Consider the following 24,868-nt stretch of genomic DNA (forward strand, 5'->3'; position numbering starts at 1 on the left):
TTCGGGGCGTCCGTTTCAGCATGCTCCTGCGCTGCGCCTTGTCACGCCTGCCGGTCGTTCAGCGCCGGACGGCTCATTTCGAACGCCGTGCAGACGTGCGAGCCGTCGGGCCGGATGAGGAACTGTTCATGGAACTGCAGAGGAAGCGTCGGGTCGCCGTTGATGTCCATGACTATGGAGCCGTCCGCCTGCTCCACCGCGCTCATCATGAACGCGCCGTGCTCGTTGTACTGCAGGCCCGGAAACACGCCGCTCATGAACCTCGCCGCAATGAGCGGCGTCTGCGAAAACGCCTGCGCCACCCGCAGGAACTGCGTTTCGGAATGCGTCATGCCCCGCCAGAAATCCAGAATCGGACGCAGCACCGGGTGATCCTCGGAAATCTCATGCCTCGGAATCTTCACCGGATGCACGCTCAGAGACGTGCCGTCCGCCTTCGTGAAGCGCAACGTCGCGCTCTGGCCCTGCCGCACGAAATCCTCGCCGAGCCGGTACACGCTCTCCGGCGTGACGTCGCGCATGGACGTCATTTCCAGACTCATGCGGACATCGTTGAGCGAAAGGGAACTGCCGGGTTCGATCAGTTCCAGCAGCTTCCGCGGCGGCACGCCCAGACCGCTGTTGTGGAACAGCTTCCACTCGTTGCTCCCCGGAAACGCCTCTCCCTCCACAAGCTTCACCCGCTCATGATACGCCGTGTCCACGGCGTCCAGCATGCGGGCCACGGCGTCCATGCCCTTCGCCGAGGCCGGCATGGGCCCCAGACGTCCTCCAGTAAAGATGTCCCACAGACGCGGCAGCGACAGCGGCCCTCCGCCGTCATGCATGGCCGCCAGAATCTCTTCCGCGGAAGAGGCCACCCATTCCCGCAGCATGTCCTTGCGCGGCGACGACTTCGCCGACTCCATGAGCGGCGACAGCACCGCGGCCAGCGTGTCCCAGTCTCCCCGCGAAAGCGGCGGGTTGTGTCCGGCAAAGCTCAAATAATAGTCGGGAATGCTGTCTCTGCCGCCCAGCGTCTTGAGCTCCGTCATGATGCCGTTGTGCCCGCCAGGAATCTCGCTCGGATGCGTCGCACGCGCGTCGTACCAGCGGGAAAAGCGCGCCGCGTCTCCCCGTCCGCCGACGGCTTCCATTTCTCCGCGCACGGCGTTCATCATGTCGAACATCGCGGTCGTCATGCGCTCGTCCTTCGGCTTGAGGCCGCGCTCCCGCAGCCAGAGCAGCGCGCCCGCCGTGCTCTCTGCCGCCGCAGAGCGCATGGCATCGGCAAGCGCCCCCGCCTGCGCCGGGGAAAGATGCGACGCGCCGATGAGAAGCGCCGCCCGCAGCGCGTTTTCCACGCCTTCCGCGTCGCCGGGCAGCGCGTCGCGCATGGCGAGATATTTGCCCACCAGAGCATGCGTTTCCATAAACACCTGTCGCGCCGTGACGCCGGGAGTGCCCAGCGAAACCAGATCGCGCACGAACGATGCGCTGCAGGCCGCCGAGGCGATGGAGGCAAGCACGTTCGCGTCGCGCAGGCCGAAAAGCTGCGCGGCCTCCTTCATGGCCGCCTTTTCCGCCGCGGTAAATCCCGCAGCCACGCCGTTCGTCACCGCTCGTGCCGCAAGCGCGTCCACGGCGGCCATCGTCCGGTGCAGGCGCTCCATTTCCTGAACGAGCGCCCCTTCCGCCGCCGCGCGCACCGCCGCAGGATCCACGGCCCGGCCCGCATCCACGGCAGCCTTCGTCACGTCGGCAGCCGCCCGCCGCACCGCTTCGCGCATGGGTTCGAGATTCACGCGCTCCATGTCGATGCCGGATAAGTCCCGCTTTGCCGCAGCCTCGGCCATCAGCGCCCGAAATTCCCCCGTGTGCGGAACAACGCCGCGCGTCCCTTCGGGAATCAGCGTGGAGAGCACCGCCTCCATCATGGAAAGATTGTCCGCGGCCAGACGTCCGGCCCGCTCGTCCGCAAGACCGGCCGCCACGGCGGGATCCATCGCCGGAAGACGCACGCCCGCCGCGCCCACGAAGTCGCGCACCGTATCGGAAAGCCGGTTCAGCGGAACATCCCTCTGAAACGTGCTCTCGGTAAACGCCGCTCCCCGCCGACGCATCTCCCGCACGTCGGCTCCCGGCGCGGGCGCGTTGAACATGTCGAGCTTCATGCCGCTGCGCTGCTCGTCGCTCATGGCGGAAATGAGCTGCTGACCGAATATCTGAAGCGCTCCCGCCATGGGCAGCATTCTTGCCGAAATCATCATGGCGTCCCGTCCGTAGGCCCCGCTGCGCATCGCGGCCGCCGCAGAATTGAGTTCCGAGGCCAGGCGTCCGAACTTCGTCACCGCGCGCGACACCATTTCCGGCAGCATCTGCTGCGGCACGCCGCGACGCGCCAGAATCAGCGAAAGGGCGTTTTCCAGCACGGCGTTCCTGTCGCGGGCGCCGAAATCTCCTTCCATCGCGTGGGTTGCGGCATCCAGCGACAGCGTGAGCCCCACCAGACGGTCGAGAAAAAACTCGTCGAGCGGCGCGCCGTCGTGCAGCAGCGGCTCCAGCAGCACGTCGCCGAACATCATGGCGTTGATGTAGCGCGGCATGGTTTCCGGCGTGAGCGGCGGATCCAGCTTCACGGGCGGGTTCTGCGCCATCACGGCCAGTTCCTGAAGCAGCGGCAGATGCTCTTCCAGCAGTTTCTCCACCGCCTCGGAAAGCGCGTCGAATACCTCCCTGCCGTCGGGAATGTGCATCGGCGAGACGCTCCCGAGCCTTTCCCGCGCAAGCGCCTCCACCTCGGGATGATGCCCCACGGCCACGGCAAAGCTCGCAGGCAGACCGTGACGCTGCATGGCCACGCCCGCCGCCAGCTTGCCCATCATCTCCACCTGACAGGCCCTGATTTCCGAGGCGCGCTCCTCGCGCGTGGACAGCGGCCCCGAACGCACGATGAGCTTGTTGCAGAGCGCGCTCATGCCGTCCGCCCCGAGCTCGCTCTGCGCTTCGTGAAGCGCCGCCAGAATGTCCGCGGGCTTCTCTTCCGCCGCAACGGCCTCCAGCTCCTCGGCGCTCAGAGAGCGCGCCAGATCCATGTCCTGCGCGCAGGCGTCGGCAAAGGCCCGCTCAAAATCCCGAAAGTCAAACACCTGCAGGCCGCGGGCAAGTTCGCGGTCGAGCTCGCGGGCGAAAAAGCCGTTCCGGCCTTCCAGCGGACCGCGCATCCGCAGCATGAGCGCCCGCGCGGCCCGGTTCTTCTCGTCGTCGCAAAGATCCGGCAGACGGCTCAGCATGCCCTCAAACTTCGGACACATTTCCGAAAGAACGTACGACTTCAGCGCCGCCGCCTGCTGCGCTTCGTCGCCGAGCGGCAGGCCGCGCGAGGCCGCAAACCACGCAAACGACGAGGCGTGTCCCGCCGGAAGGTTGCCGCGGCGGACAAGCTCCGCGCCCGCAATGGACGCAAGCTGCATGTTCAGCGCAAGCTGCGTCTGCCGCACCGCCCCCGCCGTGAGCGGCTTGCCGCTCTGCATGAGCTCGTCGAGCGGAGCGCGCACCGCGCCGAGCTGCGCCGCGTAGGCCGGATGCTGAGAAATGGCCGTCATGAACGCCTGCACCGCCGCCCGATTCTCCTCGGCGCGGGCCGACTCGAAATGCTTCTTCAGGCCGTGCAGCGCGCTGCCCTGCCGCAGATCGTCGGCGGCGGGGGCATGAAACTGCACATTGTCGTCAAGAACGGAAACGTTCTGAAACAGCGTGTTCAGATCAACAGGCATGGCAGCCTCCTCTTCGGGGTCAGACCCGCATCATGTTCTGCATGGCGGCAAGGGTGTCGTCTTCCGGGGGCTCTCCTCCGGCAAGTCTTTCCTGCTCCGCGCACAGGCGGCGCAGCTCTTCTCTCCACTCTTCCGTCAGCGTCAGCACGGCGTCGAGCTTCTTCACAAAGTCTTCCGGCGAAAGACCGTACACGGGAAGCGCATAGTTCATGCCAACCATGTTGGCGGAGGCATCGTAGCTGAGCGCCCCGCCCCGGGTCTGCATGAAAAGAAAGTTGGCGGCCAGAAGCCGACGCAGCACTTCGCCGTCGCGCCAGCCCGCAAGGGGCCCCACTTCCGCGTAGATCACGAACATCTGCTGCGCCTCCAGCCACTGGATCAGCAGTCCGCGGCCGTCGAGCATCAGATACGCGGCCCCGGCGTCGGAAAGCCGAATATCCAGTCCGGTTTCCCTGTTCAGCGCTTCAATGTAGGAAAGGCTCTGATCCATGATGACGCTCCTTTCACGCTTTTCCATGCAAAATCCGTGCCGTGGACAACGCCGCCCGCGAGGAACAAAGAACGGACGCTCCGCGAAAGAGCATACGAAGATTCCGCCTTCCGCCGAACGCGGCAAGGCGCGGAAGCGTCCGAACTTCGGCGCGCAGGCTCCCGGCACTCTTTTTCAGTATGGCACAGGGGCAAACAGCGCACAAGAACAAAAGACGCCCGCCGCGCCGTCACACCATGGCGGAGAAAAGAAAGAGCGCGTGCAGCGCGCACGCCAGAACAACGAACGCCTTCTCCGCGCGGCCTCCTGCACCATGCCCGGCGCAGGTCATGGTCAGGCCGCCGCGGGGGCAGACGTTCAGGCAGTCGCGGCACAATGTGCAGGAGAGTCCGGGGCCTCCGGCTTCGAGACGTTCTTTCGTGAGCGCGCCGTAGCGGCAGACGCGCGTACACGCGCCGCAGAGCGTACACGCGGAGGAACGCCGCACGCGCCAGGGGGAAAGACGGCCCGCAAGGCAGGAGAGCAGCCCCAGCGGACAAATCAGAGTGCAGTAGGCGGCCCAGCCTCTGCGGCGGCTGACGAAGAAGGCTGCGGGAATCATGACGAGCCCCAGCGCCGCGCCGCAGGCCACGGCCGCAGGCAGCGACGCAACATGGCGAAGCGCCAGCGCCGCCAAGCAGACCAGCAGAAGCGAAAGCGCGCGCCAGCGCAGCGGTCCGGGATGCGGCGAAGGCTTTGCGCGGGACGCGGCCCATGCGTCCCACGAGCCGAAGTAGCACAAATGACTGCACCACGCGGCCCCGAGCACGAGCACCGACACGGCAAACAAAAGAGGCATGAATCCGGCCGCGCCGCGGTACAGCGCTCCGGCCACGATGACGCCCGGCACGGGAATGTGCCATTCGCCGGTCATGGAAAACAGCGACCAGCCCGCAAGCGAAAGAAAAAACTGCGCGAAGAACACCACGGAAAACAGCCGCCACGCAAAGAGGCGCGTCCGGCCCGCCTGTTTTGCGTCGGCCAGTCGGGCGCACAGCCACGCGCTCCAGCATCCGGCCGCGAGCGCCTGCATCACGCCGAAGCCCGGAACAAGTCTGTGAACGAGCATGAGCTGCGGAGCCACGCGCGCCATGCAGAAGAGCGGCGCAAAAGCGAGCAGAAAGGCCGCCGCCTGCATGAATTCCCGCTCACGGCCGCGGCAAAACCACGCACGGCCCGCCTTCGCCGAGGTCGGCAGGGCCGCGCCCGCGGTGAAGGCCGTCACCGCCAGCATGATGACGGCAAGACGCGTCCAGGGTCTGCCCAGGGCCACGCGCATTTCCATGAGACTCTGCGTGGTGACCAGCCACTCCCCCGCAAGCAGCAGAAGCAGGGCCGCCGCGAGCGGACGCATCCAGGCGCGCCGCGTCAGGCACATGAGCGCCCAGACGATGAGCGCCGCGGCCTCGCCCGTCTGCCCTGCGCGCCACACATGCGCCGCCGCCAGCGCGAGCGCGGGCACAAAAAACACGGGTGCAATCCAGGCGCGCGCAGCCTTTTCTCCGCTTCCGCCGTTCTGATGCATGATCTTCCCTCCAGATGATTCCGTCGCCCCGCATTTTGCCGGACGAGCTGATGCTGCGTCGCAGCGCCCGACGCGCCGCACTCCGCAGATGCGCAAAACAATGCCGCCACGCGCGGCGCAATTTCAACGGCGTGCCTCCGCCGCAAGCCGTCATGTCTCCGGGCGTGCCTCCGACGCACATCCGAAACGCCGTCTCCGCCCGCGCCTTTGCCCGTGCCCGCCCGCCGCCGATGCCCGCGCTCTCCCGGCATCCCGCCGACGAACAGACGACGCCCGGGAAAGCGCCGTTCCGGCACGCTGCGCAGCTCGCACTATTCCGAGGCTCCCCGCCGCCTGCGGGATTCCGCGCCCTTGCTTTTCCCGCAAGCCCGCAAGTTCGACTTCCGCATTCCCCGGATGGTCAACGCCCTTTCCGGCGCGCCCTTCATCCGAGTACGTGTCCGCCGGGCCCCGGGTCGGGTTACACCGGCGTCCGCCCGTTCCCCGCCTGCGCAACATCTCAGCTACCCGCTGCCCGCAGGACCTCCACGCTGCATTCCCCCGACGCTCGTCCGCCAAACTCCGGGCCGACCTCGGCGCACATTCGAGACGCCCGTCTCCGCCCGCGCATGGTTCTGTTTCCCGCGCGGGTTCTGCCGTCTCCCCGAGATTCGCTCTCCCCTGTTCCCCGCATTCGATCCCACACTCCTTTTCCTGCGCTTTCCCCGCACTTCTGCCTAACTCCGCATCGCCTTTTTGCGCCTCATTTGTGAAAAATCGTTACAATTTTCGCACTCGCTGCGCAACATATCTGCAGCGCCGCGCATCTCCGCCCCCCGCGTTCCGGCCGACGCCGCAACTGCGCCGCAACGTCTCCCGCCGATCACAGTGCGCCAATATAAAACAACATCTTCTCTCCCGCCGTGACTGCGATCATGCTTTCGTTTCCGTCCGTTCCCTTTTCACAATACCCCAAAGCCGGACCCGTCAACGATTTCTTCCCGATTTTTTTGTCAAGAAGCCCTCTTTTGTGATTTAAATCACAGTTATTTTTCCTCCGGCACGCTATACCGGAAGCGCCGTGTGTTTTCATAAACCAGGGAGGAGAGCCATGAAAGCGTCCAGACACGGTCCATGGAAAATGCTGCTGGGGGGCACCGCGCTGGGAGCTGTGCTGGTGCTTCTTGCAGCCGCCGGAATGCAATTTTCCGACTCAAGACCATTCTGTTCCACCTGTCACGTCATGCGCGAAGCCGCGCTCACGCACAGCCTCTCGCCGCATGCCGACCTCGCGTGCAACGAATGTCACGCGCCCCACAATCTGCTCGCCAAGCTGCCGTTCAAGGCGCAGGAAGGTCTGCGCGACGTCGTCGCCAACCTGCAGGGCAAGGAAGCGCCGCTCCTCGCGCGGCTGGAAACCCGGGAAGTGGTCAACGCCAATTGTCGCGCCTGTCACCGGGTCACCAATGAAGACGTCATGATGGCCAAGCCCTACTGCGTGGACTGCCACCGGGCCATGGCGCATCAGAAGAAAACCCCCGTCAGCTACAGGGAGGCGGCAGATGAATAAGATGAACATGCTCATGACAGGCGTTATCGTTGCCTGTTCCATCGTCAGCGCGGGCTGTCAGGACGATCCCCCCGTGGTGAAGACCCCCATTTACAATAGCGGCCTTCCCGCGAACACGCTCGACGCCTCGGCCTTTGAAAAGGCCTTCCCCCGCCAGTACGCCACCTATCGCCAGAACGACGAAAGTTCCGTCATGACGGAATACAAGGGTTCGGTGAACTTCCGCAAGAACGACGGCGTGAATCCGCTGCCCAAGGGCTTCCGGGCGGCGCAGCCGTATCTGAAGAATCTGTGGCTGGGCTATCCTTTCATGTACGAATACAACGAGGCGCGCGGTCATACCTACGCGGTCAAGGACATTCTCGAAATAGACCGCATCAACCGCTACTCGCCCGACGGCAAGGGCAACATGCCCACCACCTGCTGGAACTGCAAGGTTCCGGCCATATCGCAGTGGGTGGCCGCCGACGGCGACGCGGTGTGGAGCCGCGATTTCAACGACTACCGCACCAAGGTGGACGTCATGAACGGAAGCATCAGCTGCGCCACCTGCCACGACACCACCACCATGGAACTGCAGCTCTACTCCATTCCGCTCAAGGACTGGCTCGCCAGAAGCGGCAAGGACTGGGCCACCCTCTCGCGCAACGAAAAGCGCAGTCTGGTGTGCGGTCAGTGCCACGTGGAATACTACTTCACCCACAAGGACAACGGCCCGGCCGGCAAGCCCGTGTTCCCGTGGGACAACGGCTTCGATCCCGAAAACATGTATGAATACTACAACACCCACGGCCCCAAGAACGGACCGTTCACCGACTTCGTGCATGCGGTTTCGGGCGTGAACATCATCAAGGCCCAGCACCCCGAATACGAAACCTGGCAGAACGGACCGCACGGCGCGGCGGGCGTTTCCTGCGCGGACTGCCACATGCCCTATCAGAAGCAGGACGGCAAGAAGTTCTCGAGTCACTGGTGGACCTCGCCCCTCAAGGATCCCGAACTGACGGCCTGCCGCACCTGTCATTCCGACAAGACTCCGGAATTCCTGCGCGCCCGCGTGCACGACATTCAGGAAAAGACGTTCCGTCAGCTTCTCAAGGCGCAGGAAACCAGCGTGAAGGCGCATGAAGCCGTGCGGCTCGCCAATGAATTTACGGGCGAACGCAACGCCTCCTACGACAAGCTCATGGCCGACGCCCGCGAAAACGTGCGCAAGGGACAGTTCTTCTGGGATCTCATTTCCGCGGAAAACAGCGTGGGCTTCCACAATCCGGCCAAGGCGCTCGACACGCTCATGAGCTCCATGGAATACAGCCAGAAGGCCATTGATCTGTGCATCGAGGCCACGAACGCCGGCATTGCCGCGAACCTCGCCGGCGACATCAAGGACATCGTGCCGCCCATTCTGGAATTCAGCCGCAAGCTCCAGCAGGATCCGGAATACATGAAGAGTCACAAGTGGCTCACCTACCTGCCCGTGCTGCCCGAAGCCGACCTCGTGTGGGAAGGCAACAAGCGCATCCGCTGACCCTCTTCCGCTCCCGCGGCGGACACCGTTCCGCCGCGGAGCGCACGGCAAAAAGCCCGCCTCCCCCTGCCGGGAAGCGGGCTTTCCTGCGTCTTCCGGTTGGAAGCGGAACTTGTCGGGGCTTCCGAGCCGAAGCGAAACCTGTTTCGTCTTCCGAAGGGAAACGGGTGCTGCTGCCTCTTCCGGGCCCGGGAAGCGGAATTTGCCGGGGAGTTCCGGCGAAAGCGGCTTCTGTGTCGTCTACCGAACCCGGAAACGTTTTTGCTGCGACTTCCGAGCGGAAGCGGAACTTGTTTCGTTTTCCGCGCGCAGCCGTTGCTGTCTCTTCCGGGCCGGAGGCCGACGGCCTTCTGCGCAGGCGTGTTTTACGCAGAAAAGCGTTGTTTTGCGCATGCTACGCCGAAAGCAGAGGTTGCCCGCCTTTTGAGCGGAGCGGGGAGTGTTCCGCGCCTTTCCGGGCCGGAACATGGAACGCGGGGGGGCGCGCCTGCCGGTACGGAACACGGAGCGCCCTGCCCTTTTCCGGGCCGGGACGCGCGCTGCACCCTCCGGATCGAGGGGCGGACTGTTTGCCCCTGCGGCGTTTGCCGCGCTTTTGCCGCGTTTTCCCGAAGGCGGGGGATCAGTCGGCGGAGGCTTCGCCCTTCTGCGCTTCGTCGGACGCCTGCGAAGGCCGTTCCGTGAAGATGATTTCGGCGTGGGAATCGTCGTCGCGGATCAGCTCGTCCACGCCGGGAAGCACGATCACGCCCGAGCGCGGATTCTTGATGCTGTCCACGCGCGTGGTGATGACGGCGTGAATGTCGGACTTTTCAAAGCAGAGATCGGAATCCACCACTTCGCAGTCCACGAGCCTGAGATTGGTGCAGTAGCACAGCGGCTGCGAACTGATGATGCGGCAGCGCTCCAGCGTGAGATGATCGGAATACCAGCCGAGGAATTCTCCCTTCAGCACGCAGTCGCGCACCGTGACGTTGCGCGCATGCCAGAAGGCGTCGCGACTGGTGATGTCGCAGCGCTCGAACACGCAGTCGTGCATGTACTGGAGCGCGTACTTGCCCGTGAACTTTACATCGGCGCATTCCACGTTGCGCGCGTGCAGCATGAAATAGTCGCTCTTCGCCGTGCAGTCACGCATGGAGAAGTTGCGGGAAAACCATCCGAATTCGTTGGAAACAATGTCGCAGTTGCGCACGGAGACGTCGCTGCATTCGCGCAGGGCCTTGATGCCGTGCAGCTTCGTGTCTTCAATGTCTATGTGTTCCGAATACCACAGCGCGGCGCGACCGTTTTCCGTAATGTCGCAGTCGCGTATGGTCAGGCCGCGCACATGCCAGAACGGATAGCGCAGATTGCACAGGCAGCGCTCCGCCACAATGTCTTCGCATTCCTTCACCGCGCTTTCGCCGTCCGCCGGGCCGGTGAACGAGCAATCCCTGATGCGCGCGTGGCAAAGGCCGTACAGCGCCCTTTCTTCGTCAAACGTCTTGCCTTGTATTGTTTCCATATCGGCGATTCTCCCAGAATGTTTCGTTGCCTGCAAAATATCGTCTTCTGCGGCAAAAGAGCAAATACCTATGCATTATAGCTGCCATGCCTGAAAGGCATGACAGGAGCCTTCCGTGTAGGAGCCATGCTCTGCGGGATGCCTGCGCCGCGCACGGCCCGAGGCGCAGAAGCGCGGCAGACAGGACTCCCGCCGCTTCGGAAACGACGCGCCGGACAAGGCCCGCCTTGCGGAAAGATGTGACGCGTCGAGAAAAACGCCGCCCCCGCGACGTCGCGATCCGGAAAAGGCCGAGCAGGAGAAAAAGCACGCTCCCGCACAATCGCTTGCCGCGCCCACGCGGAGAGCCTGCGCCGCCAATCCCTGCGCCGCGCGCATCCGCCGCTCTAGGCTTGCCGCGTCCGCGCAAAGGCCGCAAGCACGAAACGCAGATGCTCATCCAGCACCGAGGCCTCGTTGCAGCGGCGCTCCATGACGCTCCTGCCGCGCCTGCGTATGCGCAGACTCTCTTCCCGCCCGTCCAGCGCGGCGGCGATACGCCGGGCGCGTTCCTCCATGGAGGCGTCCGCGGGAAAGGTCTCCACGGTCTCGCCCGGAACAAACAACGGATTCCGCCCGCCTTCCGGCGTCATGAGCAGGGTTTCGCAGCTCATGGTTTCCAGCATTTCCTGGAGCGGCGGATCTTCGTTTTCGGGGAAAACATGCACGTCGGCGGCGCACAGCAGCGCGCGATAGTCGTTCTTGTCCAGACCGCCGACAAAAAGGAGCCGCTGCCGCAACCGCTCCGGGAGCGCCGCGCCGCGCTCCCGCCAGAGATCGCGCGCCCTCTCGTTGCCGAACGCCAGCGCCGCGCAGCACGAAGGACGGCCTGCCAGCAGCGCAAGCGCGGTCTGCGCGCCTTCGGCCGCGGCGCGCGACGCCCCCTTCATGTGAAACACCACGAGCTCGCGCGCGTTTTCATCGGGAAAGAACTCGCGCAGCTCCCCGTGCCCGGGCGAAAAAAACGTCGTATCCACAAAGGGCGGCAGCACGTGCAGCCGCGGCTGCAGCGGCGCGGCAAAACGCGCCTTCTGCGCCTCGCTGCGCACAAAGCACAGATCGCTCTGCAGCGCCTGATGATTCTGCACGTCGGCGAGCGCGTCGAGGCGGGAGGCAACATCGGCGTCCCGCACGCGCAGCGCGCCGAAATACGAGGTCACGAACGCCTCGGGAAACGCGCGGCGCACAAACAGCGCCGGCCCGTCGAAAAACGTGATGAAGATCATGTCCGGCACGAAGCCGGAGTCGCGGATGTGGCAGAACGTGCGGAACGCCTGCCTGCCGAGCCGGAATGCCTTGCCCCAGGCCGCGAAAAAGGGATCGGATTCCTGCGCGTTTTCCGTTCTGTCGAGCCGGAAGCGGGCATGGGCCACGTTGTCGTCCGCGCCGCCGCTCCTCGCGTGATACGAAAGAAACATGACCCTGTTTTCAGGATCGGCCGCCAGGCGCGCAGGCAGATGACCGAACCTGCCGGGATACATGTTGTCGCAGAACAGAAATCGCATATTTTCTCGCCTTTGCGCCTCGGAACCCGCGCTCCGCGCATCATGCGCCGTTTCGGATTCTTTTTCCAGCGCTTTTGTGCGCCGTCCGGCCCGCATTCTTTTCCGGCTGTTGCGAACAGGCGGGCCCCGGAGCCGCCCGCACGAACGGGGCCGACTCCTCTTCGGTGATGCCGGGATGCTTCATTGTGGAGCCTTCCGCACAGGCGAGGGGCCGGCGTTCGCAGGCAGTGCCGAGCCCGCTCTGCGGCTTCGTCAGGGCCGGATGCGCGCCCGCTCAAGCGCCCGGGCATTCGGAACGCCTCGCCCCGGGAATCGGACGCCGGGCAGAAGGCCCAACGCCGCACGCCCGGAGCCGGAATGCGCCGAAACGCCCCGCGCCGACAACATTCGCGCCGAAACGCCCCGCGCCGTGCCTGCGCCACGCAAAACTTTGCGGAGAGCCGGACGACAACGCGCCGCCTCCCCGCGCAAAAGCCGACCGCCCCTGAACCGGAGCGGTCGGCACGAAGCAGGGCTAGCCCTGCGTATTCTGGAGAATGAACACCTGCTGCTGCACGGCGGCGTCGGCAGCGTCGTCATGCGTCACAGGCGTGAGGCTGGTTTCCAAGGTGAGATCAACGTCCGGCTTGCCGACGTAGTCGAAACTGCCGTCGCCGTTGGCGTGCCACTGATCGGCATTGAGCGTGAGCGTTTCGTTGCCCTGCGCATCGCGGTCAATGGTGACGCCGTAATCCTTCGAGAGCTGATCCATGCTGGTGAGGCTGAGCGCGTCATCGCCCTTGATGAGCACTTCCACGCCGTTCACCATCGGCCCGTCGTGGCCGTCGCGGCCGCTTTCGGTGAGCAGCTCATGCAGCGACAGGGAGTTGTCGTCCGACACGATGAAGTCGATGCCCGACCCGCCGTCGATGAGGTAGTCGCTGGCGTCGTACACCACAATGTCGTTGCCGTCGCCGGCCATCACGGCATCGGAGCCTTCGCCGCCCGCCATATAGTCGTTGCCGTCGCTGCCGGAGAACACGTCGCCCTCGGGAGCGCTGAACAGGAAGCCGTGCTCCGGCGCGCCGGGATCGTTGTCCGCGAGGAGCGAAATCAGGTCCGGCGCGTCGCTCGAAGCATCGTCCGCAGGCGAGGCATCGGGAGCAGCCGCAGCGCTCTCATGCATGGTCGCCTCGGGGATTACCGGATCGGCATGGAGGGAGAACATCTGCGGCGCAGCGTGTTCCGCCGAAGCGTCGGCCACGGCAAAGGCCGGGGCGTCGGGCGTGTTCGGCAGAACGAGGCTGTCGGCGGCGAACGTGTCCTGCCCTTCCGGAACGTCGGGCGCATCCGTCTGCGCGTCGAAGAGCGGCGCATCGAAGGAGGCGTCGAGAACGCCGTTCAGGCCGGAAACCACCATGGCGGCCGTGAGCAGTCCGTTTTCCTGCTCCACGCGGGCCTGTTCCTGTTCGCTGTCGCTGTCGTCGCCGGAGCCTTCCGACTCTTCCGGCAATTCTTCCACGGGCTTATTGAAGGTCACATTCACCGTCGGGGCGAGCTCCGTCTCCGTTTCATGTCCGTCGCTCACGGAAAGCTCAACGGAAAAATCTTCCGTCAGATCTTCGGCAGGCGTGAACGTGTAGGAGAGCGTATTCGTATCGTTTTCTCCCTTGGTGAACGTGAAGACCATCGTGCCTATCTTCACGCCTTCCGCGTTGTACACTTCAACGGGAGAAGAGTTTTCCGACAGCGTCGCCGTATTCACACTCAGGGTCTTGAGGCTTTCTCCCTTGAAGGTCACGGTGTGCGTGTCGGTCACGTCCGCGTCGCTGAACACGAGCGAACCCGTATAAGCGCCGTCTTCGTTCGGAGTCAGGGAAGAAGAAGTCCCTTCCGTATTGATGCTCACCACGTCGTTTTCATTGGTAAGGCCAACAATGTACTCCGTATTCAACGAAGTCGCAGATCCGTTTCCATCATCTACCGACACCGTGAACTTCACGCTGTGGTCACCGACGGGCAGACTGTTCGGATCTACGGGCGTGAACGTGTAGGAGAGCTCGTTATTCTGATTGTTGCTGCCTTCGACAAAGTCGAACTCCATCATGCCTATCAGCACACCTTCCCCGTCGTACACGGGAACGGGCCCGGTCGGCATGGAATCCGCCGCCGTGTTCACACTCAGCGCAGTGCCGTTTTCCGCTCCGTACAGCCCCTCGAAGGTCACGGTGTGCGTGTCGGTCACGTCCGCGTCGCTGAACACGAGCGACCCCGTATAGACGCCGTCTTCGTTCGGAGTCGTGCTGAAGTTGTCCGAGCTGATGTTCACCGCGTCGTTGCTGCCCTTGAGCGTGACGGAAACTGACGTCGTCTTTTCCGAGTCGTTGCCGTCGCTCACCGTGAACGTCAGGTCAAGCTGTGTCGCCTCATCCTTGCCGAGACTTGTGAGGTACTCGCTGCTCGGCTTGAAGGTGTAGGACACCTTGCCGGGCTCTCCGCCGGTGGAGTCATTATTATGAGTAACCTCAAGCGTGCCCAGAACGGTTCCATCTTCCAGCGTGACCTCGCCGTTTTCCACCGTTGCGTCAGCTGTTTTTCCGTCCGGCAGCTTAACCTGCACGGAGGACGACACGGTGTGCGTGTCTTTCACGTCCTTGTCGGTAAAGGTGAACGAGCCTCCGGCCGACTCATCAGCGGAGTCAATGGTAACGTCGGCAAGCTGGCCATCCGCTATCATCACCTCGTCGTTGGCATTGGTGATGGTGAAGTGCTTGTTGCTGTCGTCGCTGTCTCTCCCCGTCGTTTTGGCACTGTCCGTTACCGTCAGGTTAAACGACACATCAACACTCGTTCCCACCTCAAGGCTGTTTTCATACGCATCGTTGAGCATGAACGTGTAGGTGAACTTGTTCCCCTGATTGTTGCCGCCTTCGACAAAGCCGAACTGCATCGTGCCTACCAGAACACCATTCTCGTTGTACACGTCAACGGGCCCGGTCGGCATGGCACCCTCCGCCGTGTTCACACTCAGCGCAGCACCCTCTTTTCCAGCCTCAGAGGCGTACAGATCATCGAAGGTCACGGTGTGCGTGTCGTTGGCGTCGATATCGGAGAACGTGAGTGTGCCGATGTTGCCGGAAACCGCGTTCGAGCTGATTTCCGGCTCCTGATTGGTGCCGGTTATGATGACGGAAAGGGAGGTCTCTACCGTTTTGCCCGTGCTGTCCGTCACGGTCACGGTAAAGAAATCCTTCTGCTCTTCGCCTTCGCTCAGGGTCTGCACATTGCCGGAAGGCTCATAGCGGTACTCGCCCGTTTCGGGATTGAGGTACAGCGTGCCTTTGGGCGTAGTCGCCACGCGCCAGACCTTGCCCCCCATGGTAACCGGGTGAGAACCGTCAAGAGCATAGCTCAGGGTGTCGGTATCGGGATGCTCAGGGTCGGGCCCGGCGTCCCAGCCGGTGGCCTGAATCTTGCCGATAAAACCATCACTTCCACCCCAGCCTTCTCCCACGGGCGCTCCGGTATCCGTCCAGTTGGGCTTGACGCTGCCTTCCACCGTCACTTCCGGCGCGGTTTCGCTGCCGGAAACATGCACGGTGAGCGTTTGTTCCACGGAATTTTCTCTGCCGTTGGAAACCACCACTGTGGCAAGCACATCCTTAACGTCCGTGGGGCGCAGATTCTTGACCGCTTCACTATCGTTGTCGATGGTAAAGGAATACTCGCCCGTCTGGGTGTTGATTCTGAAGGTGCCGTAGTCAGTTTCCAGCACGCTGTAGGTGTTTCCGCCTTCATCGGTCTCTGTCAAGCTACCGCCATCGAAGGAATAGCTCAGCTTGCCTTGATCCACCTTATCCGCGTCCGTCGCTGTGGCCTTGCCTTCCACGGCATTCTCAGCGCCTTCCTTCACGGTAAGCACCGGGGCATCGAGCGAGAGCACGGGAGCGTCATCCGTGCCGTTGATGGTTACCGTGACAGGCGTCGGAACCACTTCGCCGTCGGCATCCGTCACATAAATGGTAAAGGTCTCCGTAAGAGTCTTGCCGCTTTCCAGCTCCTGCACGGCCTGAAGCTGGTTGTTGAGCTGATAGGCGTAGGTTCCGTCGGCACGCACATAGAGCGAACCGTAGTCTCCTTCGGCAATGGGGCCCCAGGCTCCATTCCCGAACGATACGGCGTAGGTCAGCCCTGTGGGGTTCCCATCCGCGTCATGTCTGTCGTCGGTAACGGTCAGCTTTTCAGAGTCGGTGAGAACCGTATCTTCCGTAACGAAAATTGTGTCCGCCGAAGTGATCACAGGCGCTTCGTTGGTGCCCTGAATGGTGATGGCGACTTCCGTGGACGTCGTGGCGTTCAGAGCATCCGAGCCGTCGTTGGCCTCAATGGTCAGATGGAAGGTCGGGTTCTCTCCCTTCAACAACACTTTTGCCGCGTCCGAAGCCGTGAAGCTGTAGGAACCGTTCTCGTGCAGCGTGAACTCGCCCCAGGTAATGGAGGCGTCTTTCCACGTTCCCGTAACGGTATACACGAGATCGCCGTTTTCCTTTTCTTTCGGCTCTCCGACCGAGCAGTTCTCCGAACTGCTGACGCTGTAGCTCAGGTTCTGCTGGACGGTTTCGCCTTCGCCAGTGACTTCCCCAGTGCCCACGTCGCCGGCATCAGGATCGGAAGTGGTGAGCTTGCCGGAATCAGTGCTGTTCTCAGTGTCGGACACCACAAGATCCTCGTGGGCCTCGATGACGGGTCTGTCGTTGAGGCCAGTCACCGTCACCGTGATGGTGCTGGTCTCATCCTTTCCCATTTCGCTCGTCTGCACATGGAAGGTCAGTACCTCCTTCTCGCCTTCATCCATCTGCTGGACTGTCGGACTGCTGTTGTCGAGCACGAAGCGGTAGCCCCATTTTCCCTCATCTCCCCGCTCCAGAATCAGAGAGCCGTAGTCGGTTTGAATTGTATGAGTGCGCCCGTCGTTATCGTCCACCAGCCAGATGGCGGAAGGAACAACGTCTACCTGGTTACCATTCTCATCCAGAATCGGCTCCCACTTGCTTTCCACGAAAGGCGGAGGCGTGAGATCTATGGGGTTGCCCTCGGCATCATGAACAGGTTGGCCCTCAGCATCGGTTTCGAAGTACTTGCCGTCGTCTTCATCCACATCGACAGGGGTCTGATCATCACCGAGAACCGGGGCCTGACCGCCGCCATCTCCGCTGTGATAGTACACGTCAAAATGAATGGTTTCCTCGTGCGTTTTGCCGTAGGGGTCGGCCACAATAATCGTGAACGACTCCTGTCCCAGCCATTCGCCGTCCGTTCCCTGATACGCATCGCTCAACGTATCCACGGTATAGGAGAATTCGCCGGTTTGCGCATTGATGGTCAGATAGCCGTATTCGCCCTTCACCGTCTGCAACGTGGAGGTATTCTGTTCCTGATCGGGGTCCGCCGCTCCGTTCGCCACGTAGTAGCGGAGTTCCGATGTGTCGTTGTCCTTGTCGTTGCCGATGACCGTACCGCCGACGGAATCCCAGCCCCTGACGTTCAGCACGGAACCGTCAACGCCATCGGTAATGGCGCCGTCGAAATTCTCGACAATATCATAATTCTCGTCCACGTCAGGACGGGGATTCCAGAACAGATCATACGGCGCGTCGTCTTCGCCATTGATGGTAACCGTGATCTTGCCCGACGTCTCCTCGTCGCCTGCTGTACCGCGAACGATGAACTCTTCGGTCTCGCTCTCGCCCTTGTTGAGAGCCTGCAGAACCTTTTCTCGGGCGGCCTCGTCGGTTATCTCATACTTGTAGGAAAGACCGTTCCCGTCCTTCGTAAGCGTGAGCGTTCCGTAATCCCCCTCAATGGTCCAATACGGATTTTCGTCGTCGTCAAGTTTGGCATTCGCGTCCGTCAGCTCCACCGTCTTGCCGCCGAACGACACGGAGGTGAACATCTTCTCGCTGTTGTCAACGTCGGAAATCGTTATTGTATGCTCTCCACCGCTGACGGCCTCTTTTGCATCTTCGTTGGTTTCCAGAGTCACGCTGTTGATGGAAGCCGTGTCGTTTGCGCCTTCAATCTTGAAGACCAGCTCCTTTTCTTCGGAAATGGCGCCGTGCTCGTCCTTCACCACAACCGTGAAGGACGTCTGGCCAAACTCACCAGCCGGAAGGTACTGCACGGCCTTGTTGTTGAGCGTGAAGGTGTATTCGCCCGTCGACTCGTCCAGCGTGAGGAAGCCGTAGTCATTGGAAGCGGATGCGAGATAACGATAGGAGTTTTCCCCATCGGCAACCTTGATGAGGTAGGTAAGCGACGTCGGAGCACTGTCCACATCGTCGCCGACCAGAGATCCGCTGACTTGCTGAACGCCGTCTTCCTGAACGCCGGAGACGATGAATTTTCCATTCTCGTCAGGAGAAACAGTCTGGCCGCCAACCCGCACGCCATCAAGCGTGGGAGCGTCGTTGGTGCCCTGCACGGAAATAATAAGCTGCCGATCCGCGCCGTTGGCACCTCCGTGCGCGGCATCGTACGCGCCCTCGGCGTGAATGGTAAAGTTTTCGTTCTTTATCTCGCCCTGTTTGAGGGCATTGGTGGCCTCGTTGCCGTTGTCCAGCTGATAGAAGTACTGGCCGGTGTTGTTGTTGAGATAGAGCGTGCCGTAGGTGCCCTGAACCACCGTGACATCGGCGTCAGCGGTCCAGTTGTTCCCTCCAAACTTGTCATTGATGGCAGTCTGAACAGCGGAGTCCAGAGAGGAAAACGATTTCGTCTCCGCGTCTTCGTGACCGTTGACGGAATACTGCACTTCCTGAGCATTCCCGTTATTGTCATGATCTATGGCCACGGCCTCAAGTTTGCCGGAAACGGAAGGAATACCCTTGACCTCACCATTTTCGTCTCCGGCCGGAGCAGGAGGCGTAACGCCCGCTTCCGTTACCACGCCCACGGACGCACTGCCTCTGAACACCGCCGACGAGGCTTCGCCCTCAATGCTGATGGTCACGTCCTTGATGTCGTACGCGCCCTTGTCGTCCCGCACCACCACGTGGAAGGTGAGCTCCTTCACCTCATCCTTGCGCAGCGCAGCCAGCTCAGGATTTTCCTTATTCAGGTAAAACGTGTAGGTGCCGTCCGACGCCATGGTTACCGTACCCCAGTTGCCCAGCGAGATGCTGTTCGTCATCTGAACAGACTGGGGATTTTGAGCGTCGACAAGCTGGTCGTACACCGCATCGGAAAGCAGACCGTAGGTAAGAGTATCGGTGGTGTCGATATCCGTCGCCGTCACCCTGGCGGAATCACTGCTGCCCGATTCCGCAACGCTCAGATTCATATCCTCGGAAGCGGTAATCACGGGCGCATCGTTGGTGGCGGCAAGCGTAATCTCCACGCTCACGCTGTTGGCGCTGGTGGAGGTATGACTGTCCTCTGCCTTGAAGTTAACGGTAAAGGAAAACCTGGTGCCTTCCGCATACTTTTGCAGAGGATTGCCGTCCCCGCGCTCCAGGTCAAAGGCATATCTGCCCGTTTCGGGATTCAGCACAAGCGTGCCGACCTTTTCCCCGTCAAGCAGGACGGTGACGGTATTGGAACCCTCGCTCGTGCTGAAAGAAATCTTGTTGCTGGTACTTGTTGTATTTGAAATGAAGAATGTGGTGGAATCTCCGGCGTCGGGATCAGAGGCCTTGAGATTGCCGGACACCGTGCCGGACGTCGTATAGTCGTTCATTTCCGCAGGATTGAGCGTAGAAGCACCGCCGGTAGTAACAACGTCCGCGTCATCTTCACGCCCCACGCCGGAAGCATACAACGTGTCTTGCTTCTTTGCGGTGCTGTCGTCGGCAAAGGAAACCGTGGGCCGGTCGTTGGTGCCGGTAATGGTGAGCTCCACATGACTGGTTGCTCCGCCTGCCGTGAAGTCCAGCTTGATTTCGACTTCATCCCCCTGATCCAGCCGTTCGAGGAAGCTGCTGTTGTCGGCGGCGGTATTGCTGAGCTTATTGTTCGGGTCAAGGGCGAAGTCGTAGAAAACGTCGCCGTTGTCCTTTCTGGAGAGCGTCAGCTCGCCCACCACGTCGCCGTCGTCTTCCGTACTCCACGAAAAACTCCACGTTCCGTCGCTGTTCTCTGCGGCCACAAGGTAGAGCACCGTTGAAGAGCTTCCCACAATGCCTACCGTGACGCCAGACGCGAGCGCAATAGAGCCCACCGTGCCTTCAGACGTTCCATCTGCCTGCACGAGGTTGACGTCGGTTTTACCTATGGTCAGCGTTACGGTGTCGTTGAGGTCCACATCGGTGAAGAGAACGTTGTCCGGTGCAGCCGTGCCGTTATCCGTGGAAACATGCTCATTGGGATCATCGTCGCCGTACTTCGCGACAAGGCTCTCATCATCACCCACCACGCCTTCTTCGCGGAGGCTCTGGGAAATGTCCGCGCCGCCGGTAATGCCGTTGTCCTCATCGCGCAGGGTGATGGTGATGGTCTGCGTATCCCACGAACCGTGGGCGTCCTGCACCTTTACCGTAAAGGTTTCGGTGACGTATTCATCGCCGCCTATCTTGGAAGTGTCATTCGCCTCGTAGGTATAGGAGCCGTCGGCGTACACCTTCAGCGTGCCGTAGGCGGTGGTCACCTGCGTGAAGCTGCCGTCGTTGTCGCTGCCGGAGGTAACCTCCCCACGCTGACTGCTGACAAGGTTGTTGTAGTTGAAACCGGAGCCGTAAGAAGCATAGCCGCCGTTCGCATCGACATTGCCCGCATCGGTGCCGGCAAGCCCGGTCACGGTAAAGGTCAGGCCATTCACGGCGGCAATGTCGCTTCCTGCGCCGTTGTCGGCGTCGGCATCCGTGGCTGTGAGCGTGCCGGAAACGCTGTTCGGCACGTTATCCACGCCGCCGGTCTCATCCGTCGCCACGAGGTCGCCCACACTGGTGACTTCCGTGGTAAACACCGGCTTGTCGTTGGTGCCCTGAATATGGATGGTCAGCGTGGCATCGTCCGAGGTATATCCGCGATCGTTCTGCGTGCCGTCGTTGGCCGTGAGGTTGAGGGTAATATCGAACGACTCCCCTTCCTTCAGGGAATCCACGAGGTTGGAGCCTTCGTTCAGCGTGAAGTTCCAGCTTCCCGTCTTTCCAGCGGAAAAGTTCAGCGTGAGCGTGCCGTAGTAGTCTTCATTCTCGGCGAGCCCGGCCGCGGTCACAAGCTCTCCGTCCGCGTTCAAATACAGGGTGAGCGTGCCGCCTGTGCCGAGGCTGAACCCATTTCCACCGAACGAGGTGGAACTCACCTGCGCATCTTCCGTATTGTCATGCGTTTCGGAATTGTCCGTATGCTGCACGTTGCCGGTGACGGTCAGGGTAAGCGCAGCACTGTCCGTATCCGTAAGCGTAATGGTGCCGGAAGCGGTATCGTTTCCCGGAACAGTGCTGTTGGCGTTTTCTCCGTCTGCCGGGAAGTGCCCCGCAACGCCTGCTTCCTTCACACTGCCTTCATCAGTAATATCTTCGTTCGTGCCGAAGGAAATATCCGGTCTGTCTTTGGTGGTGAGGGTGATGTTCTTGCTTACGCTGTCGCCGTCGGCGTCGGTAACGGTAACGGTGAAGGTGTAGGAAGGCGTGCCGGAAGATTGGACATCCCCTTCCGGCCTCGTGTAGTGCAGTTCGTAGCCGTTCTCGCCGTGTTCAATGCTCACGGCATTTCCCTGTCCCGCTTCGGGCGTGAACACATAGCCATGAGTTCCGCTGCTCACCGTGAAGGCATAGGTCTGCCCGCCCACGGCTACCGTCACCTTGGCGGGAGTCGTGCCGTTCGCCATATCCGCGCCGGTGTGGAAGTCTTCCAGACTGACCACAAGGGGGCCCGTGCTTTCATTGAGCATTGCTTCGGCACCGGTGCTGTTCGAGAGCCCGGTGAGCACCGGGCCGTCGTCATGCACCGTCACCGTCAACGCACCGGTAGCCGTGTCGCCGGTAGCATCCGTCACCGTAATGCCGATGCTGTCGGAAAGAAAGTCGTTTGCGCCTATGTTGGCCCCATCGTTGTAAGCCCCACCCTGAGGGTGAGCCTGCTCCCCGTTCAAGTCATAGGAGTAAATAATCTTCCACGAACCGTCGTCCTGCTGCTCGGCTCTCTTCACCTCCACGGTGACGCCGTTCACCATAAACGTGTTGGGGAGCGTGGAATCTTGCATGTTTTTAGAGGACAGCCAACTATTACTGAACGTTACACAGTTGATCAGGCTCACGGTAACGGTCGGAGCGTTCTCCCCTGAGCCGTACGTCAGCGTAACCGTGCCGTCTTCCCCGTGCAGATCCACGATGAAGAAGGCTTCTTCGCTCGAGGCCGCATGACCATCGCCATGACCACCCTGTTCGACCGAACCGCTGCCGTCGGACAGCAGCGCCTCATCCACAATAATGGCGCTGGAATTCGAGTCGGGCGCGGTAAGGTGCAGAGTCTTCGAGTCGGTATCGCCGTCGGCGTCCGTGGCCGTCACCTTAATATCGGCGTTGATGCCGTTTTCCTTGATTTTGAAAACGAAGTTGCCATCGTTTCCGCGGGAAACGATGATGTTGCCGTCGGAGCTTGTCCATTGCTGGCCTGCGGCAAGGTCGTTCAGATCGGTGTTGTTGTTCGTCCACGTTATGAGGTTTCCGGCGGCATCATACGCGTTCACGGCAAGATGCGAACCCGCATCGGTATCGTTGTCCGCGCCGAAGGAAACGGAAACCGTGTTGAAATACTCGTGGTCCTTATACACTGTTGCCACAGGCGTGACCACCGGGCCGTCGTCATGCACGGAAACGTCGATGTGCCCATAGGCGTAGTCGTCGGTATCGTCCTTCACCGTAATGTCGATGGTGCCGTCAAGAACGTCGCCTGCGCCGATGAGTTCATCGCTCCCGTGATCCTGCCCCGTCGCAAGGTTGTAGGTGTAGTTCACGGTCCACTCGCCGGAGGCCGCATCATACACGGCTCCCGTCACCGTCACGGTGACGCCGTTCACGATCAACTCAGCATTGCCGGAAGGCGCAACCTCTTGCCGGCCCTGCTCAAGTCGCAGGGTAACGGTTTGCGCGCTCTCATCCTTGCCGTACGTCAGCGTAACGTCGCCGCTTTCTCCCTTGAAGTTCACGGTGAAGGAACCTTCGCCCGAGGCCGTGTGGGCGGCGTTGTCCGAATGCTCGGCATTGCCCTTGCCCGGAATCAGCGCTTCATCCACGGTAATGGCGTTGGAATTCGCGTCGGGATTCTCGAACGTAACGACGGGCTGCGTATCGCCCGTCACGGTCACGGTGAGGGTGGCGCTTGAGGAATCGCCGTCCGCATCGGTGATGGTGTAGTCAAAGCTCACGCTCACGCTCACGCCTTCATCGAGACCGGCGTTCTTGAGCGCATCAAACTTGAATTTGCCGTCGGCATGCAGCGTGGCCGTGCCGTAGTCGGTTGTCACAGTCCACGTTTCGGTCTCGGCGTCGTAGGACGCCTTCTCTCCCCACGAATCAAGATTCCAGACCAGTCCGTTCGTCGGTGCGGCGGCATCCGCGCCGTAGTCGTCCCTGCCTATGGCGACAAAGCCTTCCGTCGTGCCCGACGTGTCGACTTCGCCCGTCACCACGTTGCCGGACACGATTTCGTTTTCCTCAAGACCTGAGGCGTCGTCAGCGGCAAGGGGCACGTCGTCTTCGATCACCACGGTGATGAGTCCGGCGCCGGTGTCGCCGTCGGTGTCGGTCACGGTGACGTGGAAGTTGTGCGCTATGCTGTCCTTGCCCTCGCCCTTGTGCTCCGTCGTGGCCTGCGTGAGCACATAGTCGTATTCCAGGCGTCCCGTTGCCGCGCTGTAGCGGAAATTCGTCAGATAGCCCTCGTCGGTGTTCACCCGGGCATCGGCATGCAGCACCGGCGGTTCACCCTCGTACACCGTCACCCCGTCGATGACGATGCTCGCCACGCCGTCCTTCGCCTGCACCAGAAGAGAACCGTGATCCACGGACTGCGAGCCCGCGCCGTCCAGCTCCGATTCCTTCACGTTCAGAACGTCGCGCCCGGTCACGGTCTGATCCCAGCCGGGCTGGTCCGGATACGTCGGATCATCGATGACCGGAATGGAAGGATCAGGCACCTCGCCCGATTCCCCGATCAGCGTGACGCCGAAATCCACATGGCCGCCTCCGCCGCCGTCGAGATCGGAATCCCGTCCGCCGTCGTTCCAGCCGATGTCGAGGCCGCCCAGACGATCAAGGCCGCCCAGAAGCTCGGAGTTCACATAGGAATGAAAGCGGTTGCCGTTGCTCTGCGCGCCCGCGTTTCCGCCGGGACCCGCCGCAGGCATGAGATCGGGCTCGTTCATGGCCGTGAAGAAGTCTTCGCCGGAAATCTCCGCGCCTTCCACTTCAAACGACGGCATGTTCTTGCTCGAATACGCCGTGTAGAAGTTTTCCAGCTGCAGCGTCGCGCCGTCTTCAAAGGTGATGACCAGATTGTCGCCGGAACGCGACAACGTCGCTTCATCGGTGGGAAAATCGAAAATGAATCGGGCCTCGGGCGCGCAGGTGATGTTCTGAACTTCTCCCGCTCCGGGTCTCATGAGACGTATATCGGCCATGGCTCTCTCCTGAAGGAATCTCGTCGGCGTTAACGCGCAAAAGCCCCGAACCGGATATTCCCGGCCCAGGGCTCAATCTCAAAAACTGTCGGCAGTCGGCGCGAAAAACAAAAACGACATAAAAAAATTCCTGCTAAATCAATGGGTTGCTTATTTGAAAACGAACGCGCAACACGTCCTTTTCTCACAAGTTCCACTACCAGCAGGAACACGCGGCAAACACCTTTCAGCCGCTGCAATCAGCATAACCATTCCCGCCCGCAAGTCAAGGGAAAGCGCAGGGACGGGCGGCGGGAGCCTGTCTGCCTGAAGATTTTGCCGAGCCGGTCGATT

8 protein-coding genes are annotated in these 24,868 nt (G+C 61.7%); 2 read left to right on the forward strand and 6 right to left on the reverse strand.

The genetic code is table 11. The features are described 5' to 3' along the window. Nucleotides 1-41 precede the first annotated feature (41 nt). The 3 genes from ABGT79_RS01250 to ABGT79_RS01260 form a co-directional block, all read right to left on the reverse strand. Nucleotides 42-3,755 carry a hypothetical protein gene (locus tag ABGT79_RS01250; protein ID WP_346664639.1) on the reverse strand — a complete coding sequence of 1,238 codons (3,714 nt, stop codon included), beginning with the start codon at nucleotides 3,753-3,755 and terminating at the stop codon, nucleotides 42-44. Between the two features lie 19 nt (nucleotides 3,756-3,774). Next, nucleotides 3,775-4,245, reverse strand: a complete 471-nt coding sequence (locus ABGT79_RS01255; protein WP_346664640.1) for a type III secretion system chaperone — start codon at nucleotides 4,243-4,245, stop codon at nucleotides 3,775-3,777. Nucleotides 4,246-4,474: 229 nt separating this feature from the next. Continuing rightward, complete coding sequence (locus ABGT79_RS01260) at nucleotides 4,475-5,809, reverse strand: 4Fe-4S binding protein (protein ID WP_346664641.1); 1,335 nt, start codon at nucleotides 5,807-5,809, stop codon at nucleotides 4,475-4,477. 1,090 nt (nucleotides 5,810-6,899) lie between these two features. On the opposite strand from ABGT79_RS01260, the gene ABGT79_RS01265 reads away from it, so the two are divergent. After that, the gene (locus ABGT79_RS01265) at nucleotides 6,900-7,358 is read left to right on the forward strand and encodes a NapC/NirT family cytochrome c (protein ID WP_294487937.1); all 459 of its coding nucleotides are present in this window, start codon (nucleotides 6,900-6,902) and stop codon (nucleotides 7,356-7,358) included. Beyond that, nucleotides 7,351-8,886 (forward strand): ammonia-forming cytochrome c nitrite reductase subunit c552, encoded by a 1,536-nt coding sequence (locus tag ABGT79_RS01270; protein ID WP_346664642.1) that lies wholly within the window; start codon nucleotides 7,351-7,353, stop codon nucleotides 8,884-8,886. Before ABGT79_RS01265 ends, ABGT79_RS01270 begins: the two co-directional genes overlap by 8 nt. Nucleotides 8,887-9,508: 622 nt before the next feature. On the opposite strand, the gene ABGT79_RS01275 is transcribed toward ABGT79_RS01270, so the two are convergent. From ABGT79_RS01275 to ABGT79_RS01285, 3 genes are all read right to left on the reverse strand, one after another. Then, entirely contained in the window at nucleotides 9,509-10,393 is an 885-nt protein-coding gene (locus ABGT79_RS01275) for a DUF3737 family protein (RefSeq protein WP_346664643.1), read from the reverse strand. A 386-nt stretch (nucleotides 10,394-10,779) separates the two neighbouring features. Then, the gene (locus ABGT79_RS01280; protein ID WP_346664644.1) at nucleotides 10,780-11,937 is read right to left on the reverse strand and encodes a glycosyltransferase; all 1,158 of its coding nucleotides are present in this window, start codon (nucleotides 11,935-11,937) and stop codon (nucleotides 10,780-10,782) included. A 514-nt stretch (nucleotides 11,938-12,451) separates the two neighbouring features. After that, nucleotides 12,452-24,535 carry a VCBS domain-containing protein gene (locus ABGT79_RS01285; protein WP_346664645.1) on the reverse strand — a complete coding sequence of 4,028 codons (12,084 nt, stop codon included), beginning with the start codon at nucleotides 24,533-24,535 and terminating at the stop codon, nucleotides 12,452-12,454. Nucleotides 24,536-24,868 lie beyond the last annotated feature (333 nt).

The organism is uncultured Mailhella sp., from assembly GCF_963931295.1.
Classification (GTDB): Bacteria; Desulfobacterota; Desulfovibrionia; order Desulfovibrionales; family Desulfovibrionaceae; genus Mailhella.